Source organism: Rhizobium esperanzae (assembly GCF_014197615.1).
In the GTDB taxonomy this organism is placed as follows: domain Bacteria; phylum Pseudomonadota; class Alphaproteobacteria; order Rhizobiales; family Rhizobiaceae; genus Rhizobium; species Rhizobium esperanzae_A.
Window position 1 is genome coordinate 221,594 of record NZ_JACIFY010000006.1, and the last position, 26,034, is coordinate 247,627.

25 protein-coding genes and 1 pseudogene are annotated in these 26,034 nt (G+C 61.8%); 10 read left to right on the forward strand and 16 right to left on the reverse strand.

The window, feature by feature from the left end:
* Positions 1-10 precede the first annotated feature (10 nt).
* The gene (locus GGD57_RS10905; protein ID WP_184469555.1) at positions 11-694 is read right to left on the reverse strand and encodes a tetratricopeptide repeat protein; all 684 of its coding nucleotides are present in this window, start codon (positions 692-694) and stop codon (positions 11-13) included.
* A 101-nt stretch (positions 695-795) separates the two neighbouring features.
* On the reverse strand, positions 796-1,380 hold the full coding sequence (locus tag GGD57_RS10910) for an NnrU family protein (protein WP_184469557.1): 585 nt from the start codon (positions 1,378-1,380) through the stop codon (positions 796-798).
* 121 nt (positions 1,381-1,501) lie between these two features.
* On the opposite strand from GGD57_RS10910, the gene GGD57_RS10915 reads away from it, so the two are divergent.
* Positions 1,502-2,491, forward strand: a complete 990-nt coding sequence (locus GGD57_RS10915; protein WP_184469560.1) for a polysaccharide deacetylase — start codon at positions 1,502-1,504, stop codon at positions 2,489-2,491.
* 59 nt (positions 2,492-2,550) lie between these two features.
* Here GGD57_RS10915 and sbmA read toward each other — a convergent pair whose 3' ends face one another.
* The 10 genes from sbmA to glpK form a co-directional block, all read right to left on the reverse strand.
* Positions 2,551-3,816: a peptide antibiotic transporter SbmA gene (gene sbmA, locus GGD57_RS10920; RefSeq protein ID WP_184469562.1), complete on the reverse strand. Its 1,266-nt coding sequence runs from the start codon at positions 3,814-3,816 to the stop codon at positions 2,551-2,553.
* A 125-nt stretch (positions 3,817-3,941) separates the two neighbouring features.
* Positions 3,942-5,126: a YbfB/YjiJ family MFS transporter gene (locus GGD57_RS10925; protein WP_184469564.1), complete on the reverse strand. Its 1,185-nt coding sequence runs from the start codon at positions 5,124-5,126 to the stop codon at positions 3,942-3,944.
* 230 nt (positions 5,127-5,356) lie between these two features.
* Positions 5,357-6,115 (reverse strand): type I methionyl aminopeptidase, encoded by a 759-nt coding sequence (map, locus tag GGD57_RS10930; protein WP_184469565.1) that lies wholly within the window; start codon positions 6,113-6,115, stop codon positions 5,357-5,359.
* Positions 6,116-6,156: 41 nt separating this feature from the next.
* Positions 6,157-7,236 (reverse strand): Atu2307/SP_0267 family LLM class monooxygenase, encoded by a 1,080-nt coding sequence (locus GGD57_RS10935; RefSeq protein WP_184469666.1) that lies wholly within the window; start codon positions 7,234-7,236, stop codon positions 6,157-6,159.
* A gap of 336 nt (positions 7,237-7,572) precedes the next feature.
* Positions 7,573-8,040, reverse strand: a complete 468-nt coding sequence (locus GGD57_RS10940) for an SRPBCC family protein (protein ID WP_184469567.1) — start codon at positions 8,038-8,040, stop codon at positions 7,573-7,575.
* 89 nt (positions 8,041-8,129) lie between these two features.
* Positions 8,130-9,389, reverse strand: a complete 1,260-nt coding sequence (locus tag GGD57_RS10945) for an RNA polymerase sigma factor (RefSeq protein WP_184469569.1) — start codon at positions 9,387-9,389, stop codon at positions 8,130-8,132.
* The gene (locus GGD57_RS10950; RefSeq protein WP_184469571.1) at positions 9,386-9,760 is read right to left on the reverse strand and encodes a YciI family protein; all 375 of its coding nucleotides are present in this window, start codon (positions 9,758-9,760) and stop codon (positions 9,386-9,388) included. The genes GGD57_RS10945 and GGD57_RS10950 overlap by 4 nt, the downstream gene beginning before the upstream one ends.
* 106 nt (positions 9,761-9,866) lie before the next feature.
* Positions 9,867-10,178 carry a type II toxin-antitoxin system RelE/ParE family toxin gene (locus GGD57_RS10955; RefSeq protein WP_184469573.1) on the reverse strand — a complete coding sequence of 104 codons (312 nt, stop codon included), beginning with the start codon at positions 10,176-10,178 and terminating at the stop codon, positions 9,867-9,869.
* Positions 10,179-10,181: 3 nt separating this feature from the next.
* Positions 10,182-10,448: a type II toxin-antitoxin system ParD family antitoxin gene (locus tag GGD57_RS10960; protein ID WP_184469575.1), complete on the reverse strand. Its 267-nt coding sequence runs from the start codon at positions 10,446-10,448 to the stop codon at positions 10,182-10,184.
* Between the two features lie 96 nt (positions 10,449-10,544).
* The gene (glpK, locus tag GGD57_RS10965; protein WP_184469577.1) at positions 10,545-12,038 is read right to left on the reverse strand and encodes a glycerol kinase GlpK; all 1,494 of its coding nucleotides are present in this window, start codon (positions 12,036-12,038) and stop codon (positions 10,545-10,547) included.
* A 158-nt stretch (positions 12,039-12,196) separates the two neighbouring features.
* Here glpK and GGD57_RS10970 point away from each other — a divergent pair, with 158 nt between their 5' ends.
* The 5 genes from GGD57_RS10970 (at position 12,197) to xdhC (ending at position 18,554) form a co-directional block, all read left to right on the forward strand.
* Complete coding sequence (locus GGD57_RS10970) at positions 12,197-12,973, forward strand: 3-hydroxybutyrate dehydrogenase (protein WP_184469579.1); 777 nt, start codon at positions 12,197-12,199, stop codon at positions 12,971-12,973.
* Positions 12,974-13,001: 28 nt separating this feature from the next.
* On the forward strand, positions 13,002-14,468 hold the full coding sequence (xdhA, locus tag GGD57_RS10975) for a xanthine dehydrogenase small subunit (RefSeq protein ID WP_184469581.1): 1,467 nt from the start codon (positions 13,002-13,004) through the stop codon (positions 14,466-14,468).
* Positions 14,469-14,718: 250 nt separating this feature from the next.
* Positions 14,719-17,058 carry a xanthine dehydrogenase molybdopterin binding subunit gene (gene xdhB / locus GGD57_RS10980; protein WP_184469583.1) on the forward strand — a complete coding sequence of 780 codons (2,340 nt, stop codon included), beginning with the start codon at positions 14,719-14,721 and terminating at the stop codon, positions 17,056-17,058.
* A gap of 14 nt (positions 17,059-17,072) precedes the next feature.
* Positions 17,073-17,498 carry an endonuclease domain-containing protein gene (locus GGD57_RS10985; protein ID WP_184469586.1) on the forward strand — a complete coding sequence of 142 codons (426 nt, stop codon included), beginning with the start codon at positions 17,073-17,075 and terminating at the stop codon, positions 17,496-17,498.
* Between the two features lie 240 nt (positions 17,499-17,738).
* Positions 17,739-18,554 (forward strand): xanthine dehydrogenase accessory protein XdhC, encoded by an 816-nt coding sequence (xdhC, locus tag GGD57_RS10990; protein ID WP_184469668.1) that lies wholly within the window; start codon positions 17,739-17,741, stop codon positions 18,552-18,554.
* Here xdhC and GGD57_RS10995 read toward each other — a convergent pair.
* Positions 18,530-18,733, reverse strand: a complete 204-nt coding sequence (locus GGD57_RS10995; RefSeq protein ID WP_184469588.1) for a hypothetical protein — start codon at positions 18,731-18,733, stop codon at positions 18,530-18,532. The two genes, xdhC and GGD57_RS10995, sit on opposite strands and share 25 nt — an antisense overlap.
* A 101-nt stretch (positions 18,734-18,834) precedes the next feature.
* On the opposite strand from GGD57_RS10995, the gene GGD57_RS11000 reads away from it, so the two are divergent.
* Entirely contained in the window at positions 18,835-19,731 is an 897-nt protein-coding gene (locus tag GGD57_RS11000) for a LysR substrate-binding domain-containing protein (RefSeq protein WP_184469590.1), read from the forward strand.
* A 52-nt stretch (positions 19,732-19,783) separates the two neighbouring features.
* On the opposite strand, the gene GGD57_RS11005 is transcribed toward GGD57_RS11000, so the two are convergent.
* Positions 19,784-20,116: a hypothetical protein gene (locus tag GGD57_RS11005; RefSeq protein WP_085738009.1), complete on the reverse strand. Its 333-nt coding sequence runs from the start codon at positions 20,114-20,116 to the stop codon at positions 19,784-19,786.
* A 288-nt stretch (positions 20,117-20,404) separates the two neighbouring features.
* Between GGD57_RS11005 and puuD the strand changes: the two genes are divergently transcribed.
* The 3 genes and pseudogenes from puuD (at position 20,405) to GGD57_RS11020 (ending at position 24,209) form a co-directional block, all read left to right on the forward strand.
* Positions 20,405-21,643, forward strand: coding sequence for a urate hydroxylase PuuD (puuD, locus tag GGD57_RS11010; protein WP_184469592.1), 1,239 nt, complete (start codon positions 20,405-20,407; stop codon positions 21,641-21,643).
* Entirely contained in the window at positions 21,640-22,947 is a 1,308-nt protein-coding gene (gene guaD, locus GGD57_RS11015) for a guanine deaminase (protein ID WP_184469594.1), read from the forward strand. Before puuD ends, guaD begins: the two co-directional genes overlap by 4 nt.
* Before the next feature lie 121 nt (positions 22,948-23,068).
* A pseudogene (locus tag GGD57_RS11020) lies at positions 23,069-24,209 on the forward strand (alpha-hydroxy acid oxidase).
* 70 nt (positions 24,210-24,279) lie between these two features.
* On the opposite strand, the gene GGD57_RS11025 reads toward GGD57_RS11020, so the two are convergent.
* Positions 24,280-24,708, reverse strand: coding sequence for a hypothetical protein (locus GGD57_RS11025; RefSeq protein ID WP_184469597.1), 429 nt, complete (start codon positions 24,706-24,708; stop codon positions 24,280-24,282).
* Positions 24,708-26,033 (reverse strand): phosphatase PAP2/dual specificity phosphatase family protein, encoded by a 1,326-nt coding sequence (locus tag GGD57_RS11030; RefSeq protein ID WP_184469599.1) that lies wholly within the window; start codon positions 26,031-26,033, stop codon positions 24,708-24,710. The genes GGD57_RS11025 and GGD57_RS11030 overlap by 1 nt, the downstream gene beginning before the upstream one ends.
* Between the last annotated feature and the right edge of the window lies 1 nt (position 26,034).

Below are 26,034 nucleotides of genomic sequence, written 5' to 3' on the forward strand. Positions count from 1 at the left end.
TCCTTAAAACTCAGCCCTGCGCGGCGGGTGCCTTGCCGGATGCGGCAATGAGATCAAGCATCATATGCGCACGATTGCCGACATTGCGCGGGCTGTCGGTATCGTCAACGATCGACTGGAACCATTGGCGCGCCTGCGTCATATTGCCGGCCTTGTAGGCGGCAAGGCCGAGCGCCTCGCGCGCCGAATGGCGGAAGGCGTTGCCGGGCACGGCCATTTCCTCGATCGCCGCCGAAACCTGCTCGTAAGAGCCGTTTTCGATCAACAGCCAGCCGGCGCGCATTTTGGCGGCATCGCGCACGGCAGCCGGAACGCCATTGTCCTTGCCGATCTCGTTGAAGGCGGCGATCGCCGCAGCCGCATCACCCTTCTGCGCCTGGACGGTCGCTGCCCGCATGCGCGCCAGCACCGGATAGGCGCCATGGCCTTCCTTCTCCAGCTTGTCGAGCGCGGCCAGCGCCTCGTCGTTCTTGTTCTCGTCAGCAAGCTTCATCGCCGCCAGGAACTGATCGCCAGCGCTGGAGGAGCGGTTGTCGTCCCAATATTCATAGAGAACCTTGCCGGCGGTGCCGGCGACGATCAGGATGGCGACGACGATGATATAACGGCCGAAGCGGCGCCAGACGCCCTTCATCTGGTCGGACCGTAATTCCTCATTGACTTCACGGATGAAGCTGTCGTCGTTGAATGCCATTCTCGTCTCCGGCCGCGGAAATACTCACACTATGCATAACGCATATTGTCGGGCCTTCTACCCCATTTTGCCGCCGTTGTAAGGGGGATGTGAAAGATTCACTACATAACGAGCGGCGAAACCCCGATCAGCCATTCGTGCAGCTTCCAGATGATCAGCACCCAGGCGACGATGCCGATGACGACGGCATAGAGATCGTATTTCGCCGAGACGAAAGGCCGGAGCGTGATATCCCCCGCCCGCTGCCGCCGTTTGAGCGAAATGCGCAGGATCACGCCCCAGGCGAGGAAGGCCGCAAACAGCAGCACCGACGACGTCTCGCCATTGGCGAGCAGATGCGCCAGCGCCCAGATCTTCACCGACAGCACCATCGGATGTTTTGTCTTGGTCGCGATGTGCCCCGCCGGCAGCAGCGAAGCGACGAGACAGATCATCGCGATCAGCATCAGCGTGATCGTGATATGCGCCATCCAGACCGGCGGATTGTAGAGCATGCCGGTCACCTGTCGGGCCTGCCCGAAACCGTAGATCAACAGGATCAGCGTGAGGATGCTCGCAACCGAATAGCCGGCCCGCCAGCCATTCTCGCCGAGGCTTGCAATCATCGAGCGGCGAAAGCCCGGAGCCACCACCCGCACCAAATGCACCCCGAGAAAAAGTACGATGCCGACGATAAGCAATGTCATTGCGGATCCCTTCCGTGCCGTTTGTCATGGCTTAGCGTTTGACGGGAAAAAATGCCAGCAAGACCGCAGCTTCGCCGCAATTCTATTGGAGGGAAACCGCGAACAAATTGTCGCGGTACCCATGTCTCGTCATCTCCTCGCCACTTGTCTGGCTGCCTCGTTCCTTCTTCCCGTCATGGCAGAGGCGGCCGACCAGCCGAAACAGCTCGTCATCATTTCCTTCGATGGCGCCCACGACAACGCGCTCTGGCTGAAGAGCCGCGAGATAGCTGCCAAGAACGGGGCCCACTTCACCTATTTCCTCTCCTGCACCTTCCTGATGAACGAGGCGGCGAAGAAGGCCTACCAGGCGCCGCACCAGAAACGCGGAAAATCCAATGTCGGCTTCGCCCAGAGCGACGACGAAATCCGCGAACGCCTCGGCAATATCTGGCACGCCCATCTCGAAGGCCACGACATATCGAGCCATGCCTGCGGCCATTTCGACGGCCGCCAGTGGAGCGAGGCCGACTGGTCGGCCGAATACGCGACCTTTCACGCTACCCTGAAAAACGCCTGGAAGAGCGTCGGCCTCGAAGAGCCGGCCGGCTGGCAGGATCTGGTCGATCACGGCATCAAGGGCTTTCGCGCTCCCTACCTCTCCGCAACGGCCGGCGCCGACATGATCACCGCCGAAAAGAAGGCGGGCTTCAGCTACGACGCAAGCCTCGTCACCAAAGGCCCTGATATGCCCGTCGAGGAAGACGGCATCATCCGCTTCGGTCTGCCGCTGATCCCCGAAGGCCCCGGCGAAAAACCGATCATCGGCATGGACTACAATCTCTTCGTCCGCCACTCCAAGGGCGAGGAAGACAAGGCGGACAGCGCTGCCTTCGAGCAGCGCGCCTATTCGGCCTTCAAAGAGGCTTTCGACAAGCAATATGCCGGCAGCCGCATTCCCCTCCAGCTCGGCTTCCACTTCGTCGAGATGAACGGCGGCGCCTACTGGCGCGCCCTCGACCGCTTGGTCAGCGACGTCTGCCACCGCACCGATGTGGCTTGCGTCAGCTATTCCGAGGCGATCCCGATGATCGAGGCACGCGGGAAGCTGGAGGGGGCGTCAGGGCTCTGACGTATATTGGGATGAGAGGGCGTGCCTTGCGCGCCCCTCATCCGCCCAAACCTCACCCATCAACCGTCGACATGCACCACACCGGCTTCACGCTCCAGGTAGTGTTGGTCGATAGCGGGCAACGGCGCGTCATCGATTGCCGCCTCAAAGGCTTTGAGGCGTTTGTGGATGGAGAGCAGCTCGATGATCGTCGTCCAGGAGTTGACCAGATACTGGAACGAGTTGCTCACCTGGCCGAAGGCGGTCGAGATCTGCTGGAAGATGCCGTAGGTGATCGTGCCTGCCACAATCGTCGGCACCATCATGAAGACCACGAAGAGCGCGTCGGCCTGGATGTAGAAATAGCGGGCGACGTTGAAATACATGTAATGGAAGTACATGCGGTAATAGTTCCGTCGAACGTTGCCGAAGAGCTCCCTCACAGTCAGGGGCTGAGCCCGTTCCGCATGGTCCTCGCCATACACGAGTTCCTTGCGGTAGGCCGCTTCGACGCGCTGATTGCGGAAGTTCAGGCCCGGCAGCTTGATGCCGGCGACCGCCAGCAGAACCGTGCCGAATGCCGACCAGAAGAGCGCCAGCCAGAAGAGCGAATTCGCCACAGGCCCGACGAACGGCAGTTCCGTCACATAATGCGACAGCGCCAGAAGGATCGGAAGGAAGACCACGAGCGTCATCACCGAATTGATGAGGCTGATGCCAAGACCTTCGAGTGTGCTCGAAAAACGCATCGTGTCTTCCTGAACACGCTGCGATGCGCCCTCGATATGGCGCAGCTTTTCCCACTTCGACATGTAGAAATCGTTCATCGCCGTTCGCCAGCGGAAAATATAGTGGCTGGTAAAGAAGTCGGTCATGATCGATACGAACATGCTGAGAAATGCGATCTGGCAGAAGACCCACATCAGGCTGTAGAAATTGTCGACGGAAATGCCCTGCTGCTTTGACAAGGCATTTTGCAGGGTATCGCCGAACGGCCGGCGCCAATTGTTGATCACGACGCTGATCTGGACGCCAAAGTAAGTTACGAAGATGATCAGCGCCGAACCCCAGATCGACCACAACTTCCAGGGATGCTGCAGCGCCTTCAGATGCCATGCGCCGCAGAAGATCACCGCCGAAAGGAAGAAATAGCTGTAGAACCAGAGATTTTCTGGGAGCAGGAAGAACGAAAGATCGATCGGTTGCTGTTCTTCCGGCACAGGTCCGTAGCCGAGCGATACACCGAGATGAGCGGCGAAGAGATACCAGCCGGCGATGGAAATCAGCGTCCAAACGACGAGCGACGTAAAGAACGCCTTCGGCTGCGGGAAAAAGGAATGAAACACGGGGAGCTTTGCTTTCCTGAACTGTGAGTCTCGGGAGTGTCGTGGAACACTGATTTTGCCGGAAACTAAGGCAGTTCGAAGGAAGCAGCAATGGGTTCAGCCGATTGTTACGCAGATGTAACGGGTTAAGCGATTTTCCTGATCACCGGCATCACCAGCCCCGCGCAGGCGATGAGGGCGATGGCGGCGATCACCGTTGGGGCGGTGAAATTTCCGCTGCGTTCGGCGATCCAGCCGGCAACAACAGGCCCGACGATCTGGCCGAGGCCGAAGGCGGCGGTCATCATCGCCAGGATCCGCCGCGGGCTCTCCGGGGAAAGCTTGCGGCCGATCTGCAGGCCGTAGGCGGTGATCGCCAGAAAGGTCGCCCCGAACAGCGCGCCGCCGATCAACGGCGCGGCCGAGGGCGGCAACATCACGGTCGCCAGCACCCCGGCGGCCTCGACCAGTAGCGCTGTGATATAGACCCCGCCGAGCCCGAGCGGCCTCACCAGCGGCTTCCAGGCAAACAGCGCCACCGAAGCGGTCAGGCCGGCGATGAACCAGCAGAGGAACTCGACGAAAGCGCCCGTTGCCGACAGGCGCGCGATGGTGACGAGGAAGGTCGCCGTGATGACGTAACCGAAGCCGAACAGGCCGTAGGACAGCGTAACGAGCACCATCGGCCGGCTCCAGACAAGCGCCGGCTCCTTGCCCGTTCGCGCCGATTGCACCGGCGCCAAGGGCAAGAGCCACCAGGCAATGACCAGGCTTGCCGCGCAATAGAGCGCTCCGCCGATCCAGTCGGCGCGCCAGCCGTCCGGCCCGCCGTGGAAGACCAGCCCGATCAGCAGCACCATCACCGAGGAAAGCGCAATCCCCGCGCCCGGCCCTCCGAAATGCGCCGCCTGCACATTGTCGTTGCCGGCGGCAGCCCCGTGGCTGAGCACGATCGACGAGGTGAACACCATGGCAAAGGCGCTGGCGAGACCGGCAAGGAAGCGGATGACGGCAAAGACCGCGACGGAGTTGGTGGCCGCCATGGCTGCAAGCAGGATCGCGGTGGCAAGCAGCGCCAGCAATGCCACCAGCCGTTCCCGCCCCGCAGCCCAGCCATAGGCGGCAAGCACGGCGCCGACGAGGTAACCGACGAAATTCGCCGAGGCGATGAAACCGGCGTCCGCCGCCGAAAGCGGCACGCCGCTCATCATGCCTGGCAGGATCGGCGTGTAGGAGAAGCGTCCGAAACCCATCGCCGCCGCCATGGCGATCGCGCCGGCAGCAGCGGTGGCAACGAGGTTCGGCGGGGAGCGAGGCAGACGGGAAAGCATGCAGCGCTTATCGCGCCGCAATCGCTGCACCGCAAACGAGTATTTCTGATCGATCGATCAATTCTGCGAAAGACCGGCTGTCCGCCGGGGCTGAACACGGCGTTGGCCGATGCATGACGTGTTCGAAGACGCCGTCCCCCGAGAACCTGATCCTGAGGTGCCCAGCAGGGGCCTCGAAGGACGAGGCGGGTGCTGCGGTATGGATGAAAGCAAAAGCTCTGCGGGCTGCCCTACCCCCGCTCCTCCGGCAGCGTCAAAATCACCGGCCCATTCCGCGTCGCGACCACCGTATGCTCATATTGCACGGTCGGCGCCTGCGGATCGGCATAAAGCGTCCATGCATCGTCGCCGCCTTCCGCCCAGGTTGCGCCAAGCGACAGGAAAGGCTCAACCGTGAAGACGAGGCCGTCCGTCATGATGCGTTTTTCCGAAGGGTCGGGCCAGGTTGAAAGCTCGGCCGGCTCCTCGTGCAGCGAGCGGCCGACGCCATGGCTCGCCAGATTGGCGACGAGCGTATAGCGGTTCTTTTGCGCGAAGGCGCCGACGGCAGTGCCGATCTTTGCCAGCGGCTCGCCCGACTTCACCTGGTTGAGCCCGACCCAGAGCGCCCGCCTGCCGTCGCGGCAGAGCCGTTCGATCTTCGGCTTGACCGGCGGTATGGCGAAGGAGGCGCCGGTATCGGCGAAGAAACCGTCCTTCTCGGCCGAAACGTCGATGTTGATGAGATCGCCCGCTCGGATGACGCGCGGACCGGGAATACCGTGGGCAATTTCCTCGTTGATGCTGATGCAGGTCGCGCCCGGAAACTGATAGCAGAACTCCGGCGCCGAGCGTGCGCCCGCATCTTCGAGCACCTTGCGGCCGATCTGGTCGAGCTCCAGCGTCGTCATGCCGGGCTCCATCGCCGCCGCCATCACCTGGATGGCGTTGGCGCAGATGCGGCCGATCTCCTTGAGCTTCACCAGTTCGTCGTCGTTTGCGATAACCATTCGTCTCTTCCGCCCCTGGCTGCAGAGCGGCCGCGGCCGCCTCAGGCTGAGGCTTTCATCCCTTCGCCCTTCTCAGTCAACGCCTTTCTGACGAGTGGCGCCACTTTCGTTCCGTAGAGCTCGATACCGCGCATGATCTGATCATGCGGCATCAGGCCGATCGCCATCTGCAGCAGGAAACGGTCGTTTTTGAACAGCGCGTGCTGGGCGATGATCTTTTCGGCGACCGCCTCGGGATCGCCGACGAAGAGCGCCCCGTTCGGCCCGCGCGACATGTCGAAATGCGCCCGGCTTGTCGGTCCCCAGCCGCGCTCGCGGCCGATGCGGTTCATCACTTCGGCCTGCGGCCCGTAGAACTGGTCGGCCGCCGCTTGCGTCGTGTCGGCAATGAAGCCGTGAACGTTGATGCTGGTCTTCAGCTTCGCCTGGTCCTGCCCTGCCCGGCGCGCCGCTTCGCGGTAGAGATCGAAGAGCGGCGCGAACCGGCGCGGCTCGCCGCCGATGATCGCCAGCGCCACCGGCAGGCCGAGCGCGCCGGCACGCGCCACCGACTGCGGCGTGCCGCCGACGGCGACCCAGAGCGGCAGCGGATCCTGCAGCGGCCTGGGATAGACGCCGCGACCGTTGATCGGCGCACGCATCTCGCCCTTCCACTCCACGACCTCACTATCGCGCAACGCCAGCAGCAGATCGAGCTTCTCCTCGAAAAGCTGGTCGTAATCTTCGAGATTATAGCCGAACAGCGGGAAAGACTCGATGAACGAGCCGCGCCCCGCCATGATTTCGGCCCGGCCATTGGAAATCAGGTCGAGTGTCGAAAACTGCTGAAAGACCCGCACCGGATCATCGGAAGAGAGCACAGTAACGGCGCTCGTCAACCGGATGTTCTTCGTTTTCACGGCCGCCGCCGCCAACGCCACCGCGGGAGCGGACGCCGCATAGTCCGGCCGGTGATGTTCTCCGAGCCCGAAGACGTCGAGCCCCACCTGATCGGCAAGTTCGATCTCCTCGATCAGATGCTTCAGCCGCTCGGCCCCTTCCGTTCCCTTGCTGCGGGAAGGGTTGGGATTGACATCGGCGAATGTGTAAAGCCCCGTTCCATCATCGGCATCCTGTTGAATTCTGCCACGAGATAGGGATGGTGGGGATGGAGCGCAAATACAAATTCTGGAACGGAATGTTCGAGAATCTTGATGGCAGAGCGGTGATTTTTGGCGCGCGCGTTATTGTCGGCCTTTGTCGGCGAGACGACAAGGAGTCTTTGCACGGTAGACACGACGCTGCTGGAGAGGGCATGCAGTGGCACCCCAGAGCCGGGACCGAAGCACAAACCCCAACCACCAATTCGAATCCGAATTCAATCACTTCGAAGCTTCAGCGGAATCATCTTCCAAGCCATCTCAAACCGTAATTGAAGTATCAGAACGGCCCGGCCCTCGCCGCGCCGTCCCTGCCGCTCACATCCTCGCCAGCAGCTCCGCCAACTGATCCGCCGCCTTGCCCCATCCCTCATGGAAACCCATCTTCTCATGCGCTTCCTTGTCCTCGGCGCGCCAGTGCAGCGCCTTGGCCGTATATTTCGTCCTGCCATTGCCGAGCTCTTCAAGCAGGATGATGCCGGTGAAGAACGGTTTTTCCGACGGTACCCACGCGCTGCTATAGGCATCGGTGAAGACGATCTTCTCGTTCTCGATGACCTCCAGATAGACGCCGCGGTTCGGATAGTGATTGCCCTCGGGATCGGCCATGACGATGACGTTGGAGCCGCCGGGGCGGACGTCGAGCGTTGCTTCCGCCACACTCCAGGGGCGCGGCACGAACCACTGCTTCAAGAGGTCCGGATCGGTCCAGGCCTTGTAGATCTTCTCGCGCGAGGCGTCGAATTCGCGAATGAGGACGAGTTCATGCTGCGTGCTGGCGGTCATTTCAACATCTCTCCGTTTGAGTGAAACCTGTTACGTATCAGGTTGTTACAAGGACGTGTCGACGTTCGACATTCCGACAGCGCGCCGAATTATTTTGCCATCGGCTGCGCGGTCTCTTCCTGCATCTTGTCGATCTGCCGGCGGATATGGGCGGCTTCCGCCGCCGAATGGGCAAGTGCAATGGCGCGGTCGAAGGCTTCGCGTGCTTGGCTGTTGCGGCCGAGCTGCTTCAACAGATTGCCGCGCAGACCATGATAGTAGAAATAGCCGTCGAGTTTTTCGCCCAGCGGATCGATGAGGTCGAGCGCATCCTGCGCACCTTGGAGCTTGGAGACGACGACGGCCCGATTGAGCGTTATCACAGGTGACGGCTGAAGACGCTCCAGCGCGCGATAGAGCAGATCGATCTCCAGCCAGTCGGTATCCTCAGCGCGTTTTGCCCGGGAATGAACAGCGGCGATGGCCGCCTGGAGCTGAAAGGGTCCGGGCCGGCGGTGACGCAGCGCCTTGTCGAGCAGCGCCACGGCCTCGTTGATGAAGGGCTGGTTCCAGAGCGAGCGATCCTGATCCTCGAGCAGCACGATCTCGTCTTCGGCGCTGAACCGCGCCTGCCGGCGCGAGATCTGCAGAAGCATCAGCGCAAGCAGCCCCATCAGTTCCGGTTCGGACGGAAAGATACCCAGCATCAGCCGTGCCAGCCGGATCGCCTCGTCACTGAAGGCGGCCGCCTCATGTTTGGGATCGGCCTGGCTGTAGCCCTCGTTGAAAATCAGATAGATCATCGTGCTGACGATCGAAAGCCGCTCCGCCCTCTCCTCCGCGCTCGGTGTTTCGAAAGGCACGCCCGCCTTGGCGACCCGCGCCTTGGCCCGGGTGATGCGCTGCTCCATGGCGCTTTCGGACACCAGGAAGGCGCGCGCGATCTGCGGCACCGAAAGGCCGGAAACGATGCGCAGCGCCAGCGCGATCTGCTGGGTCGCCGGCAGATCGGGATGGCAGCAGATGAAGAGAAGCCGCAGGATATCGTCGCGGTAATGGGAATCGTCCAGTCGCTCGGCGATATCGCTTTCGGCATCCTCGGTATCGGAAATCATCTCCTCATCCGGCAGAGCCTGGAGTTTCGACCGCTTGCGCACCGCGTCGATGCCGCTGTTGCGGCCGACGAAGATCAGCCAGGCCGTCGGATCGCGCGGCGGCCCCTTTTCCGGCCATGTCCGGATCGCCCTCAGGCACGCCTCCTGGAACGCCTCTTCCGCGGTATCGAGATTGCGGAAATAGCGCAGCAGCGCGCCGAGCGCCTTGGGGCGGGCAGAGGCAAGCGCGAGGTCGATCCAGGCAATGTCGGTCATGATGCAGCATCTCCCGGCCTGAAGACGTAGAACGGCCGAATTTCGTAAGAGGTGGAACCCGGATTGACCGCAGATAGCTGTTTTGAGAAGGCGACTGCCTCCTCCAGCGTCTCGAAGTCGACCACATAAAAGCCGAGAAGCGCCTCTTTCGTTTCCGCGAAAGGCCCATCGATCACCAGAGCCTCGTCCTTGCCCTTGCGCACTGTCGTCGCCGCCGTCGTCGGCATCAGCCGGCCGACAGGGCCGAGCTTGCCGGACTTCGCCAGCGGCTCCTGCACCGCGTAAAGCTTTTCCATGACCGCAGCCTCCTCCTCCTTGCTCCAGGCGAAGACGGTTTCCTCATGGGCGTAACAAAGGATTGCATAAAGCATCGGGTCACTCCTCTTTCCGAATGACGAAGGAGTAACCGCTTAGCCGACAGGCCGCATTAAAAAATTATAGATGAGCGGTTGCCCTGCAACTGACCGAAAGATCTCACTACAGCCGCTCTTCGAGCATTTCGACGGTGACGTTACGCCCGCCGTAAAAGACGCCTAAAATCACGACGTCGTTGCCTTGGACTACGAAAGCAATCGTAACCCGACGGCGATATCCGATAATCCGCAGTCCCGGCACACTGCCTTCCCGAACGGTTCCTCGTTCAGGAAAAGCCGCCAGATCATCGATGAAATCATATAGGCCTTGGACATATGCACCGGCAATCACCGGCCCGGCTCGCGTCAGGAGCAATTCGTAAAGCTCATCAAGCTCAGCTTCCGCCCGGCGATGAAAGACGGTACGGTGGACCATCCGCTACTTGGCTTTCGCCAAGTTCGCCCGATGTTTTGCCTCGAAACGGCCGCGCGCAGTCTCCATCGGAACTGCCAGCGAGGGATCGCGCTGCAATTCTTCATATCTGCCGGGAATCTCTTCATGAAGCCAGCGCTCTCGGGACTCCTCATAATCTTCAAGCATGCGCAAACCGGCGCGGACGACCTCGCTGGCATTGTTGTAGCGACCGGATTCCAGCTGCTTCCTAATGAACTTCTCGTAGTGTTCGCTCAGCGCAAAACTTGCCATGGCAAATTACCGTCTTCCAATCTTAGAGGCAGAAGCAATTGTATCAACAGTTGCTAACTATTGATAGTTCCAGCCAAGCTCTCTCGAGGGCTTTTCTCACCCCTCGCTCAACGTGCGCCTGACTGCATTCTTCCAGCCCTTGAGCTTTGCCGCCCGCACCTTTTCGTCCATGTCGGGCTCGAAGCGCCGGTCCCGTTTCCACGTCGCCGAAAAGCCGTTCCTATCAGGCCAAACTCCTGCCCGGCTGCCGGCGAGCCAGGCCGCACCCAGCGCCGTCGTCTCCAGGATCACCGGGCGGTCGACCGGCGCGTCGAGCAGGTCGGCGAGGCGTTGCATCGTCCAGTCGGAGGCGACCATGCCGCCGTCGACACGCAGCACCGTATCCTCCGCGCCATTCTTCCAATCCTTCTGCATGGCGTCGAGCAGATCGCGGGTCTGGTAGCAGACGGCTTCGAGCGCAGCACGGGAGAGTTCCGCCGGGCCGCTGTTGCGCGTCAGCCCGAAGATCGCGCCGCGCGCCTTGGCATCCCAGTGCGGGGCGCCGAGGCCGGTAAAAGCAGGCACGAGATAGACTTCCTGCGTCGGATCGGCCCTCTCAGCCAGCGCATTGGTTTCGGCAGCGCTGCCGATCACGCCAAGCCCGTCCCGCAGCCATTGCACGGCAGCACCGGCGATGAAGATCGACCCTTCCAGCGCATACGTCGTCTCGCCGTTCAGGCGGTAGGCAATCGTGGTCAGCAACCGGTTTTTCGACCGCACCATGTCGGCGCCGGTATTGAGCAGCGCGAAACAGCCGGTGCCGTAGGTCGATTTCAGCATACCCGGAGCAAAACACGCCTGGCCGATGGTCGCCGCCTGCTGGTCGCCGGCAACACCGAGGATCGGGATCGCAGCGCCGAAAATCTCCGGATCGACAGTGCCGAAATCGGCGGCGCAATCCTTGACCTCGGGCAACATGGCGGCCGGCACCCTGAGAATGTCCAGCAGATCCTCGTCCCATGCGTTTTCGGCGATGTTATACATCAGCGTGCGCGAGGCGTTGGTGGCATCGGTGACAAAACTCTTGCCGCCGGTGAGCCGCCAGATCAGGAACGTGTCGATCGTACCGAAGCAGAGATCGCCCCTGGCCGCACGCGCCCGCGCACCCTTCACATTGGCAAGCATCCAGGAGAGCTTGGTGCCGGAGAAATAGGGATCGAGGAGGAGACCGGTCTTCTTGGTGAACAGCCGCTCGAGATCCTGTCGTTTCAGATTGTCGCAATAGCTCGCGGTGCGCCGGTCCTGCCAGACGATGGCATTCTGGATCGGCCGACCGGTCTCGCGCTCCCAGACGACGACCGTCTCGCGCTGGTTGGTAATGCCAAGCGCGGCGATGTCCTTCGCCGTCACCTTGGCTTCGCGCAGCGCCATATGAACGGTGGAGACGACCGAATCCCAGATCTCCTCGGGATCGTGCTCGACCCAGCCTGAGCGCGGATAGATCTGGGTGAATTCCTTCTGGCCCTTGCCGGCAACATGCATATCGCCGTCGAAGACGATCGCCCGCGTCGATGTTGTTCCCTGATCGATCGCCAGAACATACCCACCCATGAAAATCCTCCTCAAGCGTATCGATTATGGTGACAAATCAATAGGACACGCCGGCGAACGAGAAAAGCGAATAAAGCGGAATTGCCAGCCTGCCGGCTTTGGGCATAACCTCGCCCGAAACGTTGCAACGCAGCATCGCGATGTCAGGAGAGAGCAGCATGAGCAGATCAGTCGTCGTCACCGGCTCCACCAGCGGTATCGGCCTTGCGATCGCCACCGCCTTCGCCGAAACCGGCGACAACGTCGTCATCAACGGTTTCGGAAATGCCGATGAAATCAAGGCGATCGTCGCGCGGCTTGAATCAGTATCGAAGGGCCGGGCGATCTATCATCCGGCTGACATGACGAAGCCCGCCGAAATCACCGACCTGATCGAAACCGCCGCGAAGACCTTCGGCACCGTCGATGTGCTCGTCAACAATGCCGGCATTCAGCATGTCGAGAAGATCGAGGATTTCCCGATCGAGAAATGGGACCAGATCATCGCCATCAACCTGTCGAGCTCCTTTCACACCATGCGCGCCGCCATTCCGCTGATGAAGGCGAGAAAGCATGGCCGCATCATCAATATCGCCTCGGCGCACGGCCTCGTCGCCTCCCCCTTCAAATCCGCCTATGTCGCGGCAAAGCATGGTATATTAGGCCTGACGAAAACGGCAGCGCTCGAACTTGCCGAATTCGGCGTGACGGTCAACGCCATCTGCCCCGGCTATGTGCTGACCCCGCTCGTCGAAAAGCAGATACCCGATACCGCCAAGGCCCGCGGCATGACCGAGGAACAGGTGAAGAGCGAAGTCATCCTCAAGGCGCAGCCGACGCGAGAATTCGTCAAGGCCGAGGAGATCGGCGCCTTGTCGCTCTACCTCGCCAGCGACGCCGCCCGGCAGGTGACCGGAACCCATATCTCGATTGACGGTGGCTGGACGGCGGCTTAACCATTTGGAAAAAACAACCGGGAATATCATGAACGACAGCATCCGCTTCATCCTGAATGGCGAAGACATCGCGCTCACCGATGTCGGGCCGACCGAGACGCTTCTCGATTTTCTGCGGTTGCAGCGGCGGCTGACGGGCACCAAGGAAGGATGCGCGGAAGGCGATTGCGGCGCCTGCACCGTGCTCGTCGGCCGGCTCGCCGACGGCAAGCTCACCTATGAATCCGTCAATGCCTGCATCCGTTTCATCGGCTCGCTGCACGCCACCCATGTGGTGACGGTCGAGCATCTCGCCGGCCGGGACAGCGCGCTGCATCCGGTGCAGCAGGCGCTGGTCGATTGCCACGGCTCGCAATGCGGCTTCTGCACGCCGGGCTTCGTCATGTCGCTCTACGGGTTGTGGCTGACGAAGGAAAAACCGAGCCGCCGCGAGATCGAAAAGGCGCTGCAAGGCAATCTCTGTCGCTGCACCGGCTATGAGCCGATCGTCAAGGCGGCCGAGCAGGTGAGCCAGATGCGGCCGAGTGCCCTCTTCGATCCGCTGGAGCGGACGCGCTCGGAAATCGTCGCGCGGCTCTGGGCCATGCAGGCGAGCGGCACCATCCGGATTGGTAAGGACGAAGACCGCCTGATCGTGCCGGCATCGCTCCAGGCGCTCGCCGAAATCCTCTCGCAGGAGCCCGACGCAGTCGTGGTCGCCGGCTCGACCGATGTCGGCCTCTGGGTGACAAAGCAGATGCGGCGGCTGAGCCCTGTCGTCTTCATCAATCACCTGAGCGAATTGCAGTCGATCACCGAGAGCGAGGACGGCATCACCATCGGCGCTGGCGTCAGCTATACCGGCGCATTTGCCGCGATCTCGAAAAAGATCCCGGCGCTCGGGCGGCTGATCGACCGCATCGGCGGCGAGCAGGTGCGCAACATGGGCACGATCGGCGGCAATATCGCCAACGGCTCGCCGATCGGCGACAGCCCGCCGCCGCTGATCGCCCTCGGCGCGACGCTGACGCTGCGTTCCGTGGAAGGCCGACGCCGCATGCCGCTCGAAGACTTTTTCATCGCCTATGGCAAGCAGGATCGCAGGCTCGGCGAGTTCGTCGAAAGCGTCTTCGTGCCCTATCCCGGGGCAACCAGCCGTTTTGCCGCCTACAAGATCACCAAGCGCCGCGACGAGGACATCACCGCCGTGCTCGGCGCCTTCCTGCTGACGCTCGACGATGCCGAGACGGTCACCGACATCCGCATCGCCTTCGGCGGCATGGCGGCGACACCGAAACGCGCCCGCACGGTGGAAGCCGAACTGATCGGCAAGTCCTGGACGGAAGCCACCGTCGAAGCCGCCCGCCCCGCCTTCGACGCCGATTTCCAGCCGCTCACCGACTGGCGCGCCACGGCGGAATACCGGCAATTGACGGCGAAGAATTTGCTGACGCGATTCTATCTGGAAACGGTCGGCGCTCCGGCCGAGCTGAAGCGGTTCGAGGAGGTGGCGTGATGGAGAAATTGATCACTGGTGCCAGTCAGCCCCCTCATCCGCCTGCCGGCACCTTCTCCCCGCTGGGGAGAAGAGACAAGAGGCAACGTCTCGACTCCCTCTTCTCCCCAGCGGGGGTCCGAAGGACGGGTCGAGACACGCAGCTCGGCCCCGGTCGGTGCCCGATAGGGCGGATGAGGGGGGTGAGCGGCCCTGAGCCGCGAGCGCCCGGAGCTTCAGCGACGGGCAATCTTCCGTCAGGGAGACGCTAATGGACAAATCCACCTTCGAAGACCCCAAAGTCATGATCTCAGGCCCCATGCACGGCTCGCTGCGCCATGATTCCGCGCACAAACACGTCACCGGAACCGCCGACTACATCGACGACATCCCCGAACCCGCGGGCCTGCTGCACGGCGCGCTCGGCCTCTCCGACCGGGCGCACGCCGAAATCCTCGGCATCGATCTTTCCGCGGTCGCCGCCTACCCCGGCGTGGTCTGGGTTTTCACCGGCAAGGACGTGCCCGGCGTCAACGACACCAGCTCCAACGGCAGCCATGACGAGCCGCTGCTCGCCGAAAGCTTGGTCCAGTTCCACGGCCAGCCGATCTTTGCCGTCATCGCCGAAACGCGCGATGCCGCCCGTCGCGCGGCGCGGCTCGCCAGGATCGACTATCGCGACCTGCCGCACTGGAGCGATATCGACGGCGCGCTTGCCAACGGCAGCCCGCTGGTCATCACCCCGATGACGCTCCATCGCGGCGATCCGGAAACGGAAATGCCGAATGCTCCCAAGCGGTTGAAAGGCCAGATGCGCATCGGCGGACAGGAGCATTTCTACCTCGAAGGCCATATCGCCGTGGCGATCCCCGGCGAGGACGACGAGGTCACCATCTGGTCCTCGACGCAGCATCCGAGCGAGATCCAGCACATTGTCGGCCATGTGCTCGATATCCCCTCCAACGCCGTCACCGTCAACGTGCGCCGCATGGGCGGCGGCTTCGGCGGCAAGGAGACGCAGGGCAACCAGTTCGCCGCGCTTGCGGCGATCGCCGCCAAGAAGCTCGGCCGCGCCATCAAATTCCGCCCCGACCGCGACGAGGATATGAGCGCCACTGGCAAGCGCCATGATTTCCTCGTCGATTACGAAGTGGGCTTCGATACCGAAGGCCGCATCCACGCGGTCGACGCGACTTACGCCGCACGCTGCGGCTTCTCCTCGGATCTCTCTGGCCCGGTCACCGATCGCGCCCTCTTCCATGCCGATTCCAGCTATTTCTATCCGCATGTGAACCTGGTTTCGAAACCATTGAAGACGCACACCGTCTCCAACACCGCCTTCCGCGGCTTCGGTGGGCCGCAGGGCATGCTCGGGGCCGAACGCGTCATCGAGGAGATTGCCTATGCCCTCGGCAAGGATCCGCTCGATATCCGCAAGCTGAACTTCTACGGCCAGCCGGGCTCAGGGCGCACGCTGACCCCCTACCATCAGGAGGTCGAGGACAATATCATCGCCCGCGTCGTCGAAGAGCTGGAGGAAACGGCCGAATACCGGGCGCGGCGCAACGCCATCATCGCCTTCAACCGCGACAGCCGTTACATCAGAAAAGGCATCGCGCTGACGCCCGTCAAGTTCGGCATCTCCTTCACCATGACCGCCTTCAACCAGGCGGGCGCCCTCGTCCATATCTATCAGGACGGTTCGATCCACCTGAACCACGGCGGCACCGAAATGGGCCAGGGGCTCTATACCAAAGTGGCGCAGGTGCTGGCCGACAGCTTCCAGGTCGATATCTCCAGGGTGAAGATCACCGCGACGACGACCGCCAAGGTGCCGAACACCTCGGCCACCGCCGCCTCTTCCGGCTCTGATCTCAACGGCATGGCCGCTTACGACGCCGCCCGCCAGATCAAGGAACGGCTAGTGGCCTTTGCCGCCGAGAAATGGGATGTGGTGCCCTCCGAGGTGGTCTTCCTGCCGAACCGCGTGCGCGTCGGCGAGATCGAAATCGCCTTCCCCGATTTCATCAAACAGGCCTATTTCGCCCGCGTCCAGCTTTCCGCCGCCGGCTTCTACAAAACGCCGAAGATCCACTGGGACCGAAAGGCCGGCCGCGGCACGCCCTTTTATTATTTCGCCTATGGCGCCGCCTGCACCGAAGTCTCGATCGACACGCTGACCGGCGAATATCTGATCGACCGTACCGACATCCTCCACGATGTCGGCCGCTCACTGAACCCGGCCATCGATCTCGGCCAGGTCGAGGGCGCCTTCGTTCAAGGCATGGGCTGGCTGACGACGGAAGAACTCTGGTGGGACGATAAAGGCCGGCTGCGCACCCATGCGCCGTCCACCTACAAGATCCCCCTCGCCTCCGACCGCCCGAAAATCTTCAACGTGCGCCTCGCCGAATGGTCGGAGAATACTGAGGCCACCATCGGCCGCTCCAAGGCCGTCGGCGAACCACCCTTCATGCTGGCGATCTCGGTGCTGGAAGCGCTGTCGATGGCGGTCGCAAGTGTCGCGGATTATAAGGTCTGCCCGAGGCTCGATGCACCGGCGACGCCGGAGCGGGTGCTGATGGCAGTGGAGCGGATGAAGCGGGTGTAGGACGGCGGCGAAAAATGTCCGATCCCGAAGACATTAGGAAAACTCGTCAAGCTCGCAAATTACGCCAAACCGAAACTGAAGAGGAATATCGGCTTTGGGGCGATTTGCGAAATCGACAGCTGAATGGATACAAGTTTACGCGACAAGCTCCTCTCGGGACCTACATCGCCGACTTTCTATGTCGCGAAGAGCGACTGATTGTCGAAATCGATGGATTTCAACATGCCGACAATAGGTCTGATACCGCTAGGACTTTGTGGCTAAACCAGGCTGGATATTCAATCCTCCGATTTTGGAATCATGAAATAACCCGGGAGCGAAGAGCAGTCCTCGAGACGATCCTTGCCGCACTTGAAAGGCGAATATTCCAGCGAGATGATATCCTTCGCTTCTATCCTGCGATCGTTCGTTCCGAGGGTGTGAAAACGCAATGCACTTGAACCGGGCCCCCTCATCCGACCCTTCGGGCCACCTTCTCCCCGCTGGGGAGAAGAGGGAGCACGACTCTCGCGCACTGCCTGTCCGAACTGTTGCACCGGAAAGCGCTCTTTTAAAACGGATGATGGAATCAACGGCGCAGCGGCGATCTCCCTCTTCTCCCCAGCGGGGAGAAGGTGGCCCGAAGGGTCGGATGAGGGGGGCTTCGCGGCATACTCCCAAGGTCGCGAGGTCCATCGGTGATGACTGACCTCCCCACCTTCCTCGCTGTCCACCCGGAAACCATCCTCGTCGACATCACCGGCACGCAAGGCTCCACCCCGCGCGAGGCCGGGACTTTCATGCTGGTCTCGCAAACCGCGCTCTGGGGCACGATCGGCGGCGGGCAATTCGAGTTCATGGCGATCGCCAATGCACGCGACATGCTCATGGGCGTCGGCGGTGTGACGGATATGGACATCCCGCTCGGCCCCGAGATCGGCCAATGCTGCGGCGGGCGCACGCAGCTCAGGTTTCGCCGATTGACGCACGCGCTGAAAGAGGAGCTTGAAGCAAGGCTCGCCGGCGAAATCGAGCATCTGCCCGAGGTGCTGCTCTTCGGCGCCGGTCATGTCGGCCGGGCGCTGGCCGCAGCCCTTGCGCCTTTGCCGCTGTCGGTAACAGTCGTCGAAACTCGCCAGGAAGAACTCGCCAATCTGCCGGATAAAACCAAGACCCGGCTCGTGCCGATGCCGGAAGCTTTGGTGAAGGATATCCCCGCCGGCGGCGCGATCGTCATCCTGACACATGACCATGCGCTTGACTTTCTCATCGCCCGCGAAGCGCTTGGGAGAAGCGACCTTGCCTATACCGGCATGATCGGCTCGGCGACCAAGCGCGCCACCTTCGCAAGCTGGCTTTCCCGTGAAGGCGGCGGAGAGCGCGGTTGGATGGAACGGCTGACGCTGCCGATCGGCGGCTCGGCGGTCAGGGACAAACGCCCCGAAGTGATCGCCGCCATGACCGCCGCCGAGATCCTGACGGCGCTTTCCGCCTACCGCATGCGCTCGTCCTCGTAATAGGGATCGCGTCCGTCGAGAAAACCGAGATCGCGTTTGACGCGATCCGGCATGGCATTGAGATCGAGCCGGGGCAGACGGCAGAAACGGTTGATAGTGTCGGCCAGCCGGGCGGCAAGACGCGGGAAAACGCCGCCGCTCCGTGGCAGTCGGTCCTCTTCGGCAACATGGCAATCCATGACATCACCTCATTCGTTTGATGGTATGAGTTGCAGTCTGCCGCCAAAAATGCTGCAATTCCAATCGAACGACCGTCTGCCTGCATCAAGAGAACTTATCCATGAAACTGTCGAAACAATTCCCGCTGAATGCGTTGCGCGTCTTCGAGGCCGCCGCCCGGCTCGGCAGTTTCACCAAGGCGGGCGACGAGCTCGGCATGACGCAGACGGCCGTCAGCTACCAGATCAAGCTCCTGGAGGAGAATGTCGGCGAGCCGCTCTTCCTGCGCCGCCCCCGCCAGATCGTGCTGACGGAGACCGGCGAACGGCTGGCGCCGAAGGTGACGGAAGCCTTCGCCATGCTGCACGACGCGATGGCGACGGCGCGCGACAGTGTCGAAGGCACGCTCGCCATCAGTTCGACCCACACCTTCGCCTCGAAATGGCTGGCGCCGCGTCTCGGCTCCTTCCACCTGAAGCATCCGGCGATCGCGGTGCGCTTCCAGGCAACCGCAGACATCATCGATTTTACCCGCGAACAGATCGACGTCGGCATCCGCTGGGGCGACGGTAACTGGCCTGGGCTGGTGCTGCACCGGCTGATGGGCCTGGAATTCACGCCGATGCTGAGCCCGAAGCTGGCAGAATCGGCAGGCGGAATCAGGGAACCGCGCGATCTCCTGAAGTTCGATCTCTTCGATGCCGGCGACATCTGGTGGAAACAATGGTTCGAGGCAGCCGGGGTCACGGAAACGGATCTCGACCGGCGCCCGCGCAACCAGCTCGGCTCCCAGGCTGTGGAAGCCGATGCGGCGATGGCCGGCCACGGCGTCGCCATCCTCAACCCCGCTTTCTATGCGGGCGAAATCGCACTCGGCCGGCTCTATCAACCCTTCGAGCTGACCCGCAGCGACGGCAAGGCCTATTGGCTCGTCTATCCTGAAAATCGCCGCAACGTGCCGAAGATCAAGGCCTTCCGCAACTGGATCCTCGAAGAGATGAAAGCGGCCGGGCATTAAAGCCGCGGGCATCAGGCCCGGCGCGCAGACCGGGCCTTTCCGTGCTCAGACATCAATATCCCATCTCCGGCGCATAGAAACAGCGCGGCGTATCCTCGTTCGGGAACAGACAGAGATGGTAGTCGTTGTCGCCCGATTGCATCGCCTTCGTCATCGGCAGCAGGAAGACATGGGCATGCGTGACCAGCCGGTGGTCGCCCGGCAGCAAGGTTACACGATATCCACCCGGCGTCACCGCCACGCTTTTCGAAGGGATCATCTGGCAATCGCCGTTATGACTGTCGCCATTGCAACAATAGGGGTCGTAACTCCACCCCGTGGGTGCGTCGTGAGCCGTGGCCAGCGACGCATACGCAATCATCACACACGTCAGAATACTGCGCATGGCATCTTCTCCGTCGATGAATGCGCCGCCGACGATCTAATTGTTCTTATTTATTCCGGCGGCCTGCAACATAACTGTAATCGAGGCATCGTAGTTTCAAGATCCACTGAATTAGCAGATCGAGTATAAGCCGGGGATAATGCACAGCCTTCTCGGCAGCTTTTAGGCACGCAACAACAGATCGGCGGTCCGGCCACGATCGACAGCTTTGGCCAAACTCAATCTCCTCTTCCCTCCCCGCAAAAATTTCCGCAATGTCACGAGTCGGAGGAAGACAAGGGGAACTCGATGTATGAATACGCCATAGCATGGGAATGGCTCGCCTTCGCGGCGCGCTGGTTCCATGTCGTTACCGCGATCGCCTGGATCGGATCGTCCTTCTATTTCATCGCGCTCGATCTCGGACTGGTCAAACGCCCGCATCTGCCGCCCGGCGCCTATGGCGAGGAATGGCAGGTCCATGGCGGCGGCTTCTATCATATCCAGAAATACCTGGTGGCGCCGGCGCAGATGCCGGAACATCTGACCTGGTTCAAATACGAGAGCTATTTCACCTGGATCTCAGGTTTTCTGATGCTCTGCATCGTCTATTACGGTGGCGCCGACCTCTTCCTGATCGACCGGCATGTGCTCGATATCAGCCCGCCCGTCGCCATCCTGATCTCGCTGGCATCGCTCGCCTTCGGCTGGATCGTCTACGACCTGCTCTGCAAATCGCCGCTTGGGCGCAACACCTGGGGGCTGATGGCGGTGCTCTACGTCGTGCTCGTCTTCATGGCTTGGGGCTATACGCAGCTTTTCACCGGCCGCGCCGCCTTCCTGCATCTCGGCGCCTTCACTGCGACGATCATGTCGGCCAACGTCTTCATGATCATCATCCCTAACCAGAAGATCGTCGTTGCCGATCTGATCGCCGGCCGCACGCCCGATCCCAAATACGGGCAGATCGCCAAGCAGCGTTCGCTGCACAACAACTATCTGACGCTGCCCGTCATCTTCTTTATGCTGTCGAACCATTATCCGCTCTCGTTCGGAACTGAGTTCAACTGGGTGATCGCCGCGCTCGTCTTCCTGATGGGCGTCACCATCCGCCATTGGTTCAACACCACCCATGCGAGGAAAGGCCGGCCGACCTGGACCTGGATCGTCACCGTCATCCTCTTCATCCTGATCATGTGGCTTTCGACCGTGCCGAAGCAGTTGACCGGCGAAACCGATGCGGCGACGGTCGCCCCCGCCTTCCAGCAATTCGCCGGCGATCCGCATTTTCCCGCCGTCAAGCAACTGGTCTCGACGCGCTGTTCCATGTGCCATGCGGCCGAGCCCGCCTATGAAGGCATCGTGCGGCCGCCCAAGGGCGTTATGCTTGAAAACGACGCGGAAATCGCCGCCCATGCCCGAGAAATCTATATACAGGCGGGCCGCAGCCATGCCATGCCGCCCGGCAACGTGACCGATATTACGCCGGACGAACGCAGGCTGCTCGTCGCCTGGTTCGAAAGCGCAGTCGAAGGCAAGAAACAATGACGATAACACTTCTCCGCGGCCGCCTTCTCTCTTTCCATCGCGCGCCGCTGAGTCTCGCCGACAGCCAGAGTTATCTCTACGAGGAGGATGGCGGCCTGCTGATGGAGGACGGGCTGATCGCAGCAGTCGGCTCCTATGCCGACGTCAAGGCGAAAGCCGCCGAAGGCACGGCCGAGATCGACCACCGCCCGCATCTGATCATGCCCGGCTTCATCGACATGCATCTGCATTTTCCGCAGATGCAGGTGATCGCCTCCTATGCCGCCAACCTGCTCGAATGGCTGAACACCTATACTTTTCCCGAGGAATGCCGTTTCGTCGAAAGCGCACATGCTGAAAGGATCGCCACGCAATTCTACGACGAACTGATCCGCCACGGCACGACGACGGCGGTCGCCTATTGCTCCGTGCACAAGACCTCGGCCGACGCCTTTTTCGCCGAGGCGATGAAGCGCAACATGCGCATGGTCGGCGGCAAGGTGATGATGGACCGCAACGCCCCGCAGGGTCTGCTCGACACGCCCGAGATGGGTTACGACGAGACCCGCCAGGTGATAGCGGATTGGCACGGCAAGGGCCGCAATCACGTCGCCATCACCCCGCGCTTCGCCATCACCTCGACGCCGGCGCAGATGGAAGCGACTGCAGCGCTCGCCCGCGAATTTCCCGACCTGCACATCCAGACGCATCTTTCGGAAAACCACGACGAGATCAAATTCACCTGCGAGCTCTATCCCGACGCGATCGACTATACCGACATCTATGCCCGCTACGGCCTGCTCGGGCCCAAAAGCCTCTTCGGCCATGCCATCCACCTGTCCGAACGTGAAGCCGATGCCATGAGCGAGACGGGCTCCGTCGCCGTCCACTGCCCGACCTCGAACCTCTTCCTCGGCTCCGGCCTGTTCCCATTGAAGGCGCTGGCGCGTCGCGAAAAGCCGGTCCGCATCGGAGTGGCGACCGATATCGGCGGCGGCTCCAGCTATTCGATGCTGCGAACGATGGACGAGGCCTATAAGATCCAGCAGTTGCTCGGCGAGCGGCTGAACCCGCTGGAAAGCTATTATCTGATGACCCGCGGCAATGCCGAGGCGCTATCGCTTTCGGACCGGATCGGCACGCTGGAACCCGGCACGGAAGCCGACCTCGTCGTCCTCGATGCTGCGGCCACCCCGGCCATGGCGCTGAAGATGGAAGTGGTCAAGACGTTACCAGAGGAACTCTTCCTGCTGCAAACGATGGGCGATGATCGGGCGGTCGCGGAGACCTATGTGGCCGGTATTGCTTTGAAAGCAAGGCTTTGACGATCTTGGCCGCAGCCGGAGCGGAACGTGAAAGCCGTCCGACGCGGCTAGTTTCCCATAACGCTCCTTTTGGAGTTCATGTTATGGCCGGTAGCCGCATTCAGATGTGAAGGTTCAATTCATGGCCACTCCGCTCACCATCGCCGATCTGAAAAAGCTCGCGCAGCGCCGTGTCCCGAAGATGTTCTTCGACTATGCGGATTCGGGCGCCTGGACGGAATCCACCTATCGGGCGAATGAGAGCGATTTCAGCGGAATCAAGCTGCGCCAGCGCGTGCTGGCGGACATGACCGACCGCACGCTGGAAACAACGATGATCGGCCAGAAAGTGTCCATGCCCGTGGCGCTCGCGCCGACCGGCATGACCGGTATGCAGCATGCCGATGGAGAGATGCTGGCGGCGCGCGCGGCGGAAGAATTCGGCGTTCCCTTCACGCTTTCGACGATGAGCATCTGCTCGATCGAGGACGTCGCCTCGGTGACGACGCGCCCCTTCTGGTTCCAGCTCTATGTGATGCGGGACAAGGATTTCGTCCTCGGGCTGATCAACCGCGCCAAGGCCGCCAGATGCTCGGCGCTGGTGCTGACGGCCGATCTGCAGATCCTCGGCCAGCGCCACAAGGACCTGCGCAACGGCCTGTCGGCGCCGCCGAGATTCACGCCGAAACATCTCTGGCAGATGGCGACCCGGCCCTTCTGGTGCCTGGATATGCTGCAAACCAAGCGCCGCACCTTCGGCAATATCATCGGCCACGCCAAAAATGTCTCCAATATCACCTCGCTCGCCGCATGGACGCACGCGCAGTTCGACCCGCGGCTCTCCTGGCCGATGTCGCCTGGATCAAGGAACAATGGGCGGACCGCTGATCATCAAGGGTATCCTCGATCCGGAGGATGCGAGGGCCGCCGCCGACACTGGCGCCGATGCGATCGTCGTCTCTAATCATGGCGGCCGCCAGCTTGACGGAGCCCCCTCCTCGATCAGCATGCTGCCTTCAATCGTCGACGCCGTCGGCGACCGCATCGAAATCCACCTCGACGGCGGCATCCGCTCCGGCCAGGACGTGTTGAAGGCCGTGGCGCTCGGCGCCAAGGGCACCTATATCGGCCGCCCTTTCCTCTATGGGCTCGGCGCCATGGGCAAGGAAGGCGTCACGCTGGCGCTCGACATCATCCGCAAGGAGATGGACATCACCATGGCGCTCTGCGGCAAGCGCGACATCAAGGACGTTAACGCCTCGATCATATCAGGGCGCGCCTGAGAGAAGTCGGCAAGGGTTGGACGCGCCGATGGCGTCGGCAGGATCTGCGATATACGCAGCCGCATGCGTATCAGCACAGAGGCTGGCCGTCGCCCGCAGTGAACAGAAGGATCGCAAAAATCACGAGACAGGCGGCGACCGCCAAACGCTGCCGCCAGACGATGCGGCGCGATCCGGCAATCCGCCGCTCGAGGCCACGCAGTGCCCCGTCAGGCTTGCGAAGCTGCATCCTGGACAGCAGGTCGTCGATGGCCGCAAGACCGGCGGCCTCCGTCTCGTAGCTCGACGCGAGGCGAAACAGCAGCGCATCGAAGAGGAGATGGACCGCCAGCGCAAGGACGATGAGGCAGAAAACGACCATCAAGAGCCAGCCGAGCGATGGAGCGACGCCTCGATATCCCCCCGCGATCAGTGGCAACAGCGCCGTCAGCCCGCAGACGATTGAATTGCGGCCGAGATTCCGTGCCGCCGCCGAGGCCGTGCTACTACACTGCGTCATTACAGGCCCTCCGTCACGGCGTGGATGCTTTGCGCGGGCAGATGAACACGCCGTCCCGCCCGTGCTATCAGCCGCACGGCTTCCGCGGGATCTTCGCAACGCCGGCTGACGAGCAGCCAACGCACGATGACGCAGGCGCTGCGCTGGAAGCCCAACGCACAGCAGACGAGAACCGGTCCCTGCTGGCGCGCAGCCTCGATGAGGTTCGCCGCGGCAAGAGTCTGGATCTTGTCGAGGGCGATAAGGTCAAGGGTCGGAAAGCTGCACCAGCGGGTTGACGTTCCGCTTGGGCGCTGAAGCTCGCCGGTCATGTCGATCACCGTGGCAAAACGGTCAGCTTCATGGGGATGCGGAAAACGGCCGAGATGGACGCCATCGGCAATCGCCACCGATGCCGGCATTGTCCGGGTCCAGAACCGAATGTTGATGTGAGCGCCGAGCCGGTAGGGTGCCAGCAGCCAGCGGCTGGCAAGCGTGACCCGGCCATCGACGCGTTTCTGGAAGATCTGCGGACCGGCGCCGAAATATCCAAGCGCGATAATCGCCAGCCCAACAGCCGGCCAGAGCAACAGCAGCGCTGCCGCCGATAGAGGAGCGCAGAGCGCTGCAAGGCCGAGAAATGCGAGGGCACCGCACAGATAATAGATACCGAGACGGCGCGACTTCGGATCGCCGCTCAAAGCAAAATTCGCAAGAGGAGAACCGGCATCGCGCGGAAAAAGCCATGCGGCAAACAGGCCGAGCAGCATACCGGTCGGTATGTCCATGACGTGATGCTGCCACGTCGTCAACACGGAGGCGCCGATCAGGAAGCACCAGAAATGCCAGAGAAGTCGCATCCTCCGCGGCAACCGGCCGCGCAGATGGTCCCAGATCACCACCAGCAGCGCGATATGCAGCGACGGCGCCTGGTTGAACGGCTTATCGAAGCCGCCGAGGACAGCGAACATGAAACCGGGCAGGCCGCTCGTTGCCGGCCGCACGAAGGTTGCTTCCAGCGGAAACGCGATAAAGCAGGCGACCGCGATCAACTGGATCGTCAGATAACGCCTCGCGAGCCTATCGACATCGCGCGGCGCCGTGTTGATGAACAGGCAGAGCCCGTAGAACAGATTGATCGACCAATAGGGGATGATCGTCCATCCCCAGAACGGAATGGCGCTTTCCCATGCGAAGGCGATGTTCGGCACATGAGCGCGTTGCGAGGCCAGCCAGTTGGCGCCGCCATAACTCAGATAGAAGAACGGCGCCAGGAAGGCGAGCCAGAGTGCGGCCCGCTTCAGGACCGGCGCTGTCTGGGAAAGAGGAGAATGTGCCTGCCCCAAG

Bases quoted from the DNA above. Each gene is read 5' to 3' on its own strand.
- GGD57_RS10905 (WP_184469555.1), bottom strand. From the start codon at position 694: ATGGCATTCAACGACGACAGCTTCATCCGTGAAGTCAATGAGGAATTA.
- GGD57_RS10910 (WP_184469557.1), bottom strand. From the start codon at position 1,380: ATGACATTGCTTATCGTCGGCATCGTACTTTTTCTCGGGGTGCATTTG.
- GGD57_RS10915 (WP_184469560.1), top strand. From the start codon at position 1,502: ATGTCTCGTCATCTCCTCGCCACTTGTCTGGCTGCCTCGTTCCTTCTT.
- GGD57_RS10925 (WP_184469564.1), bottom strand. From the start codon at position 5,126: ATGCTTTCCCGTCTGCCTCGCTCCCCGCCGAACCTCGTTGCCACCGCT.
- map (WP_184469565.1), bottom strand. From the start codon at position 6,115: ATGGTTATCGCAAACGACGACGAACTGGTGAAGCTCAAGGAGATCGGC.
- GGD57_RS10940 (WP_184469567.1), bottom strand. From the start codon at position 8,040: ATGACCGCCAGCACGCAGCATGAACTCGTCCTCATTCGCGAATTCGAC.
- GGD57_RS10945 (WP_184469569.1), bottom strand. From the start codon at position 9,389: ATGACCGACATTGCCTGGATCGACCTCGCGCTTGCCTCTGCCCGCCCC.
- GGD57_RS10950 (WP_184469571.1), bottom strand. From the start codon at position 9,760: ATGCTTTATGCAATCCTTTGTTACGCCCATGAGGAAACCGTCTTCGCC.
- GGD57_RS10955 (WP_184469573.1), bottom strand. From the start codon at position 10,178: ATGGTCCACCGTACCGTCTTTCATCGCCGGGCGGAAGCTGAGCTTGAT.
- GGD57_RS10960 (WP_184469575.1), bottom strand. From the start codon at position 10,448: ATGGCAAGTTTTGCGCTGAGCGAACACTACGAGAAGTTCATTAGGAAG.
- glpK (WP_184469577.1), bottom strand. From the start codon at position 12,038: ATGGGTGGGTATGTTCTGGCGATCGATCAGGGAACAACATCGACGCGG.
- GGD57_RS10970 (WP_184469579.1), top strand. From the start codon at position 12,197: ATGAGCAGATCAGTCGTCGTCACCGGCTCCACCAGCGGTATCGGCCTT.
- xdhA (WP_184469581.1), top strand. From the start codon at position 13,002: ATGAACGACAGCATCCGCTTCATCCTGAATGGCGAAGACATCGCGCTC.
- xdhB (WP_184469583.1), top strand. From the start codon at position 14,719: ATGGACAAATCCACCTTCGAAGACCCCAAAGTCATGATCTCAGGCCCC.
- GGD57_RS10985 (WP_184469586.1), top strand. From the start codon at position 17,073: ATGTCCGATCCCGAAGACATTAGGAAAACTCGTCAAGCTCGCAAATTA.
- xdhC (WP_184469668.1), top strand. From the start codon at position 17,739: ATGACTGACCTCCCCACCTTCCTCGCTGTCCACCCGGAAACCATCCTC.
- GGD57_RS10995 (WP_184469588.1), bottom strand. From the start codon at position 18,733: ATGGATTGCCATGTTGCCGAAGAGGACCGACTGCCACGGAGCGGCGGC.
- GGD57_RS11000 (WP_184469590.1), top strand. From the start codon at position 18,835: ATGAAACTGTCGAAACAATTCCCGCTGAATGCGTTGCGCGTCTTCGAG.
- GGD57_RS11005 (WP_085738009.1), bottom strand. From the start codon at position 20,116: ATGCGCAGTATTCTGACGTGTGTGATGATTGCGTATGCGTCGCTGGCC.
- puuD (WP_184469592.1), top strand. From the start codon at position 20,405: ATGTATGAATACGCCATAGCATGGGAATGGCTCGCCTTCGCGGCGCGC.
- guaD (WP_184469594.1), top strand. From the start codon at position 21,640: ATGACGATAACACTTCTCCGCGGCCGCCTTCTCTCTTTCCATCGCGCG.
- GGD57_RS11025 (WP_184469597.1), bottom strand. From the start codon at position 24,708: ATGACGCAGTGTAGTAGCACGGCCTCGGCGGCGGCACGGAATCTCGGC.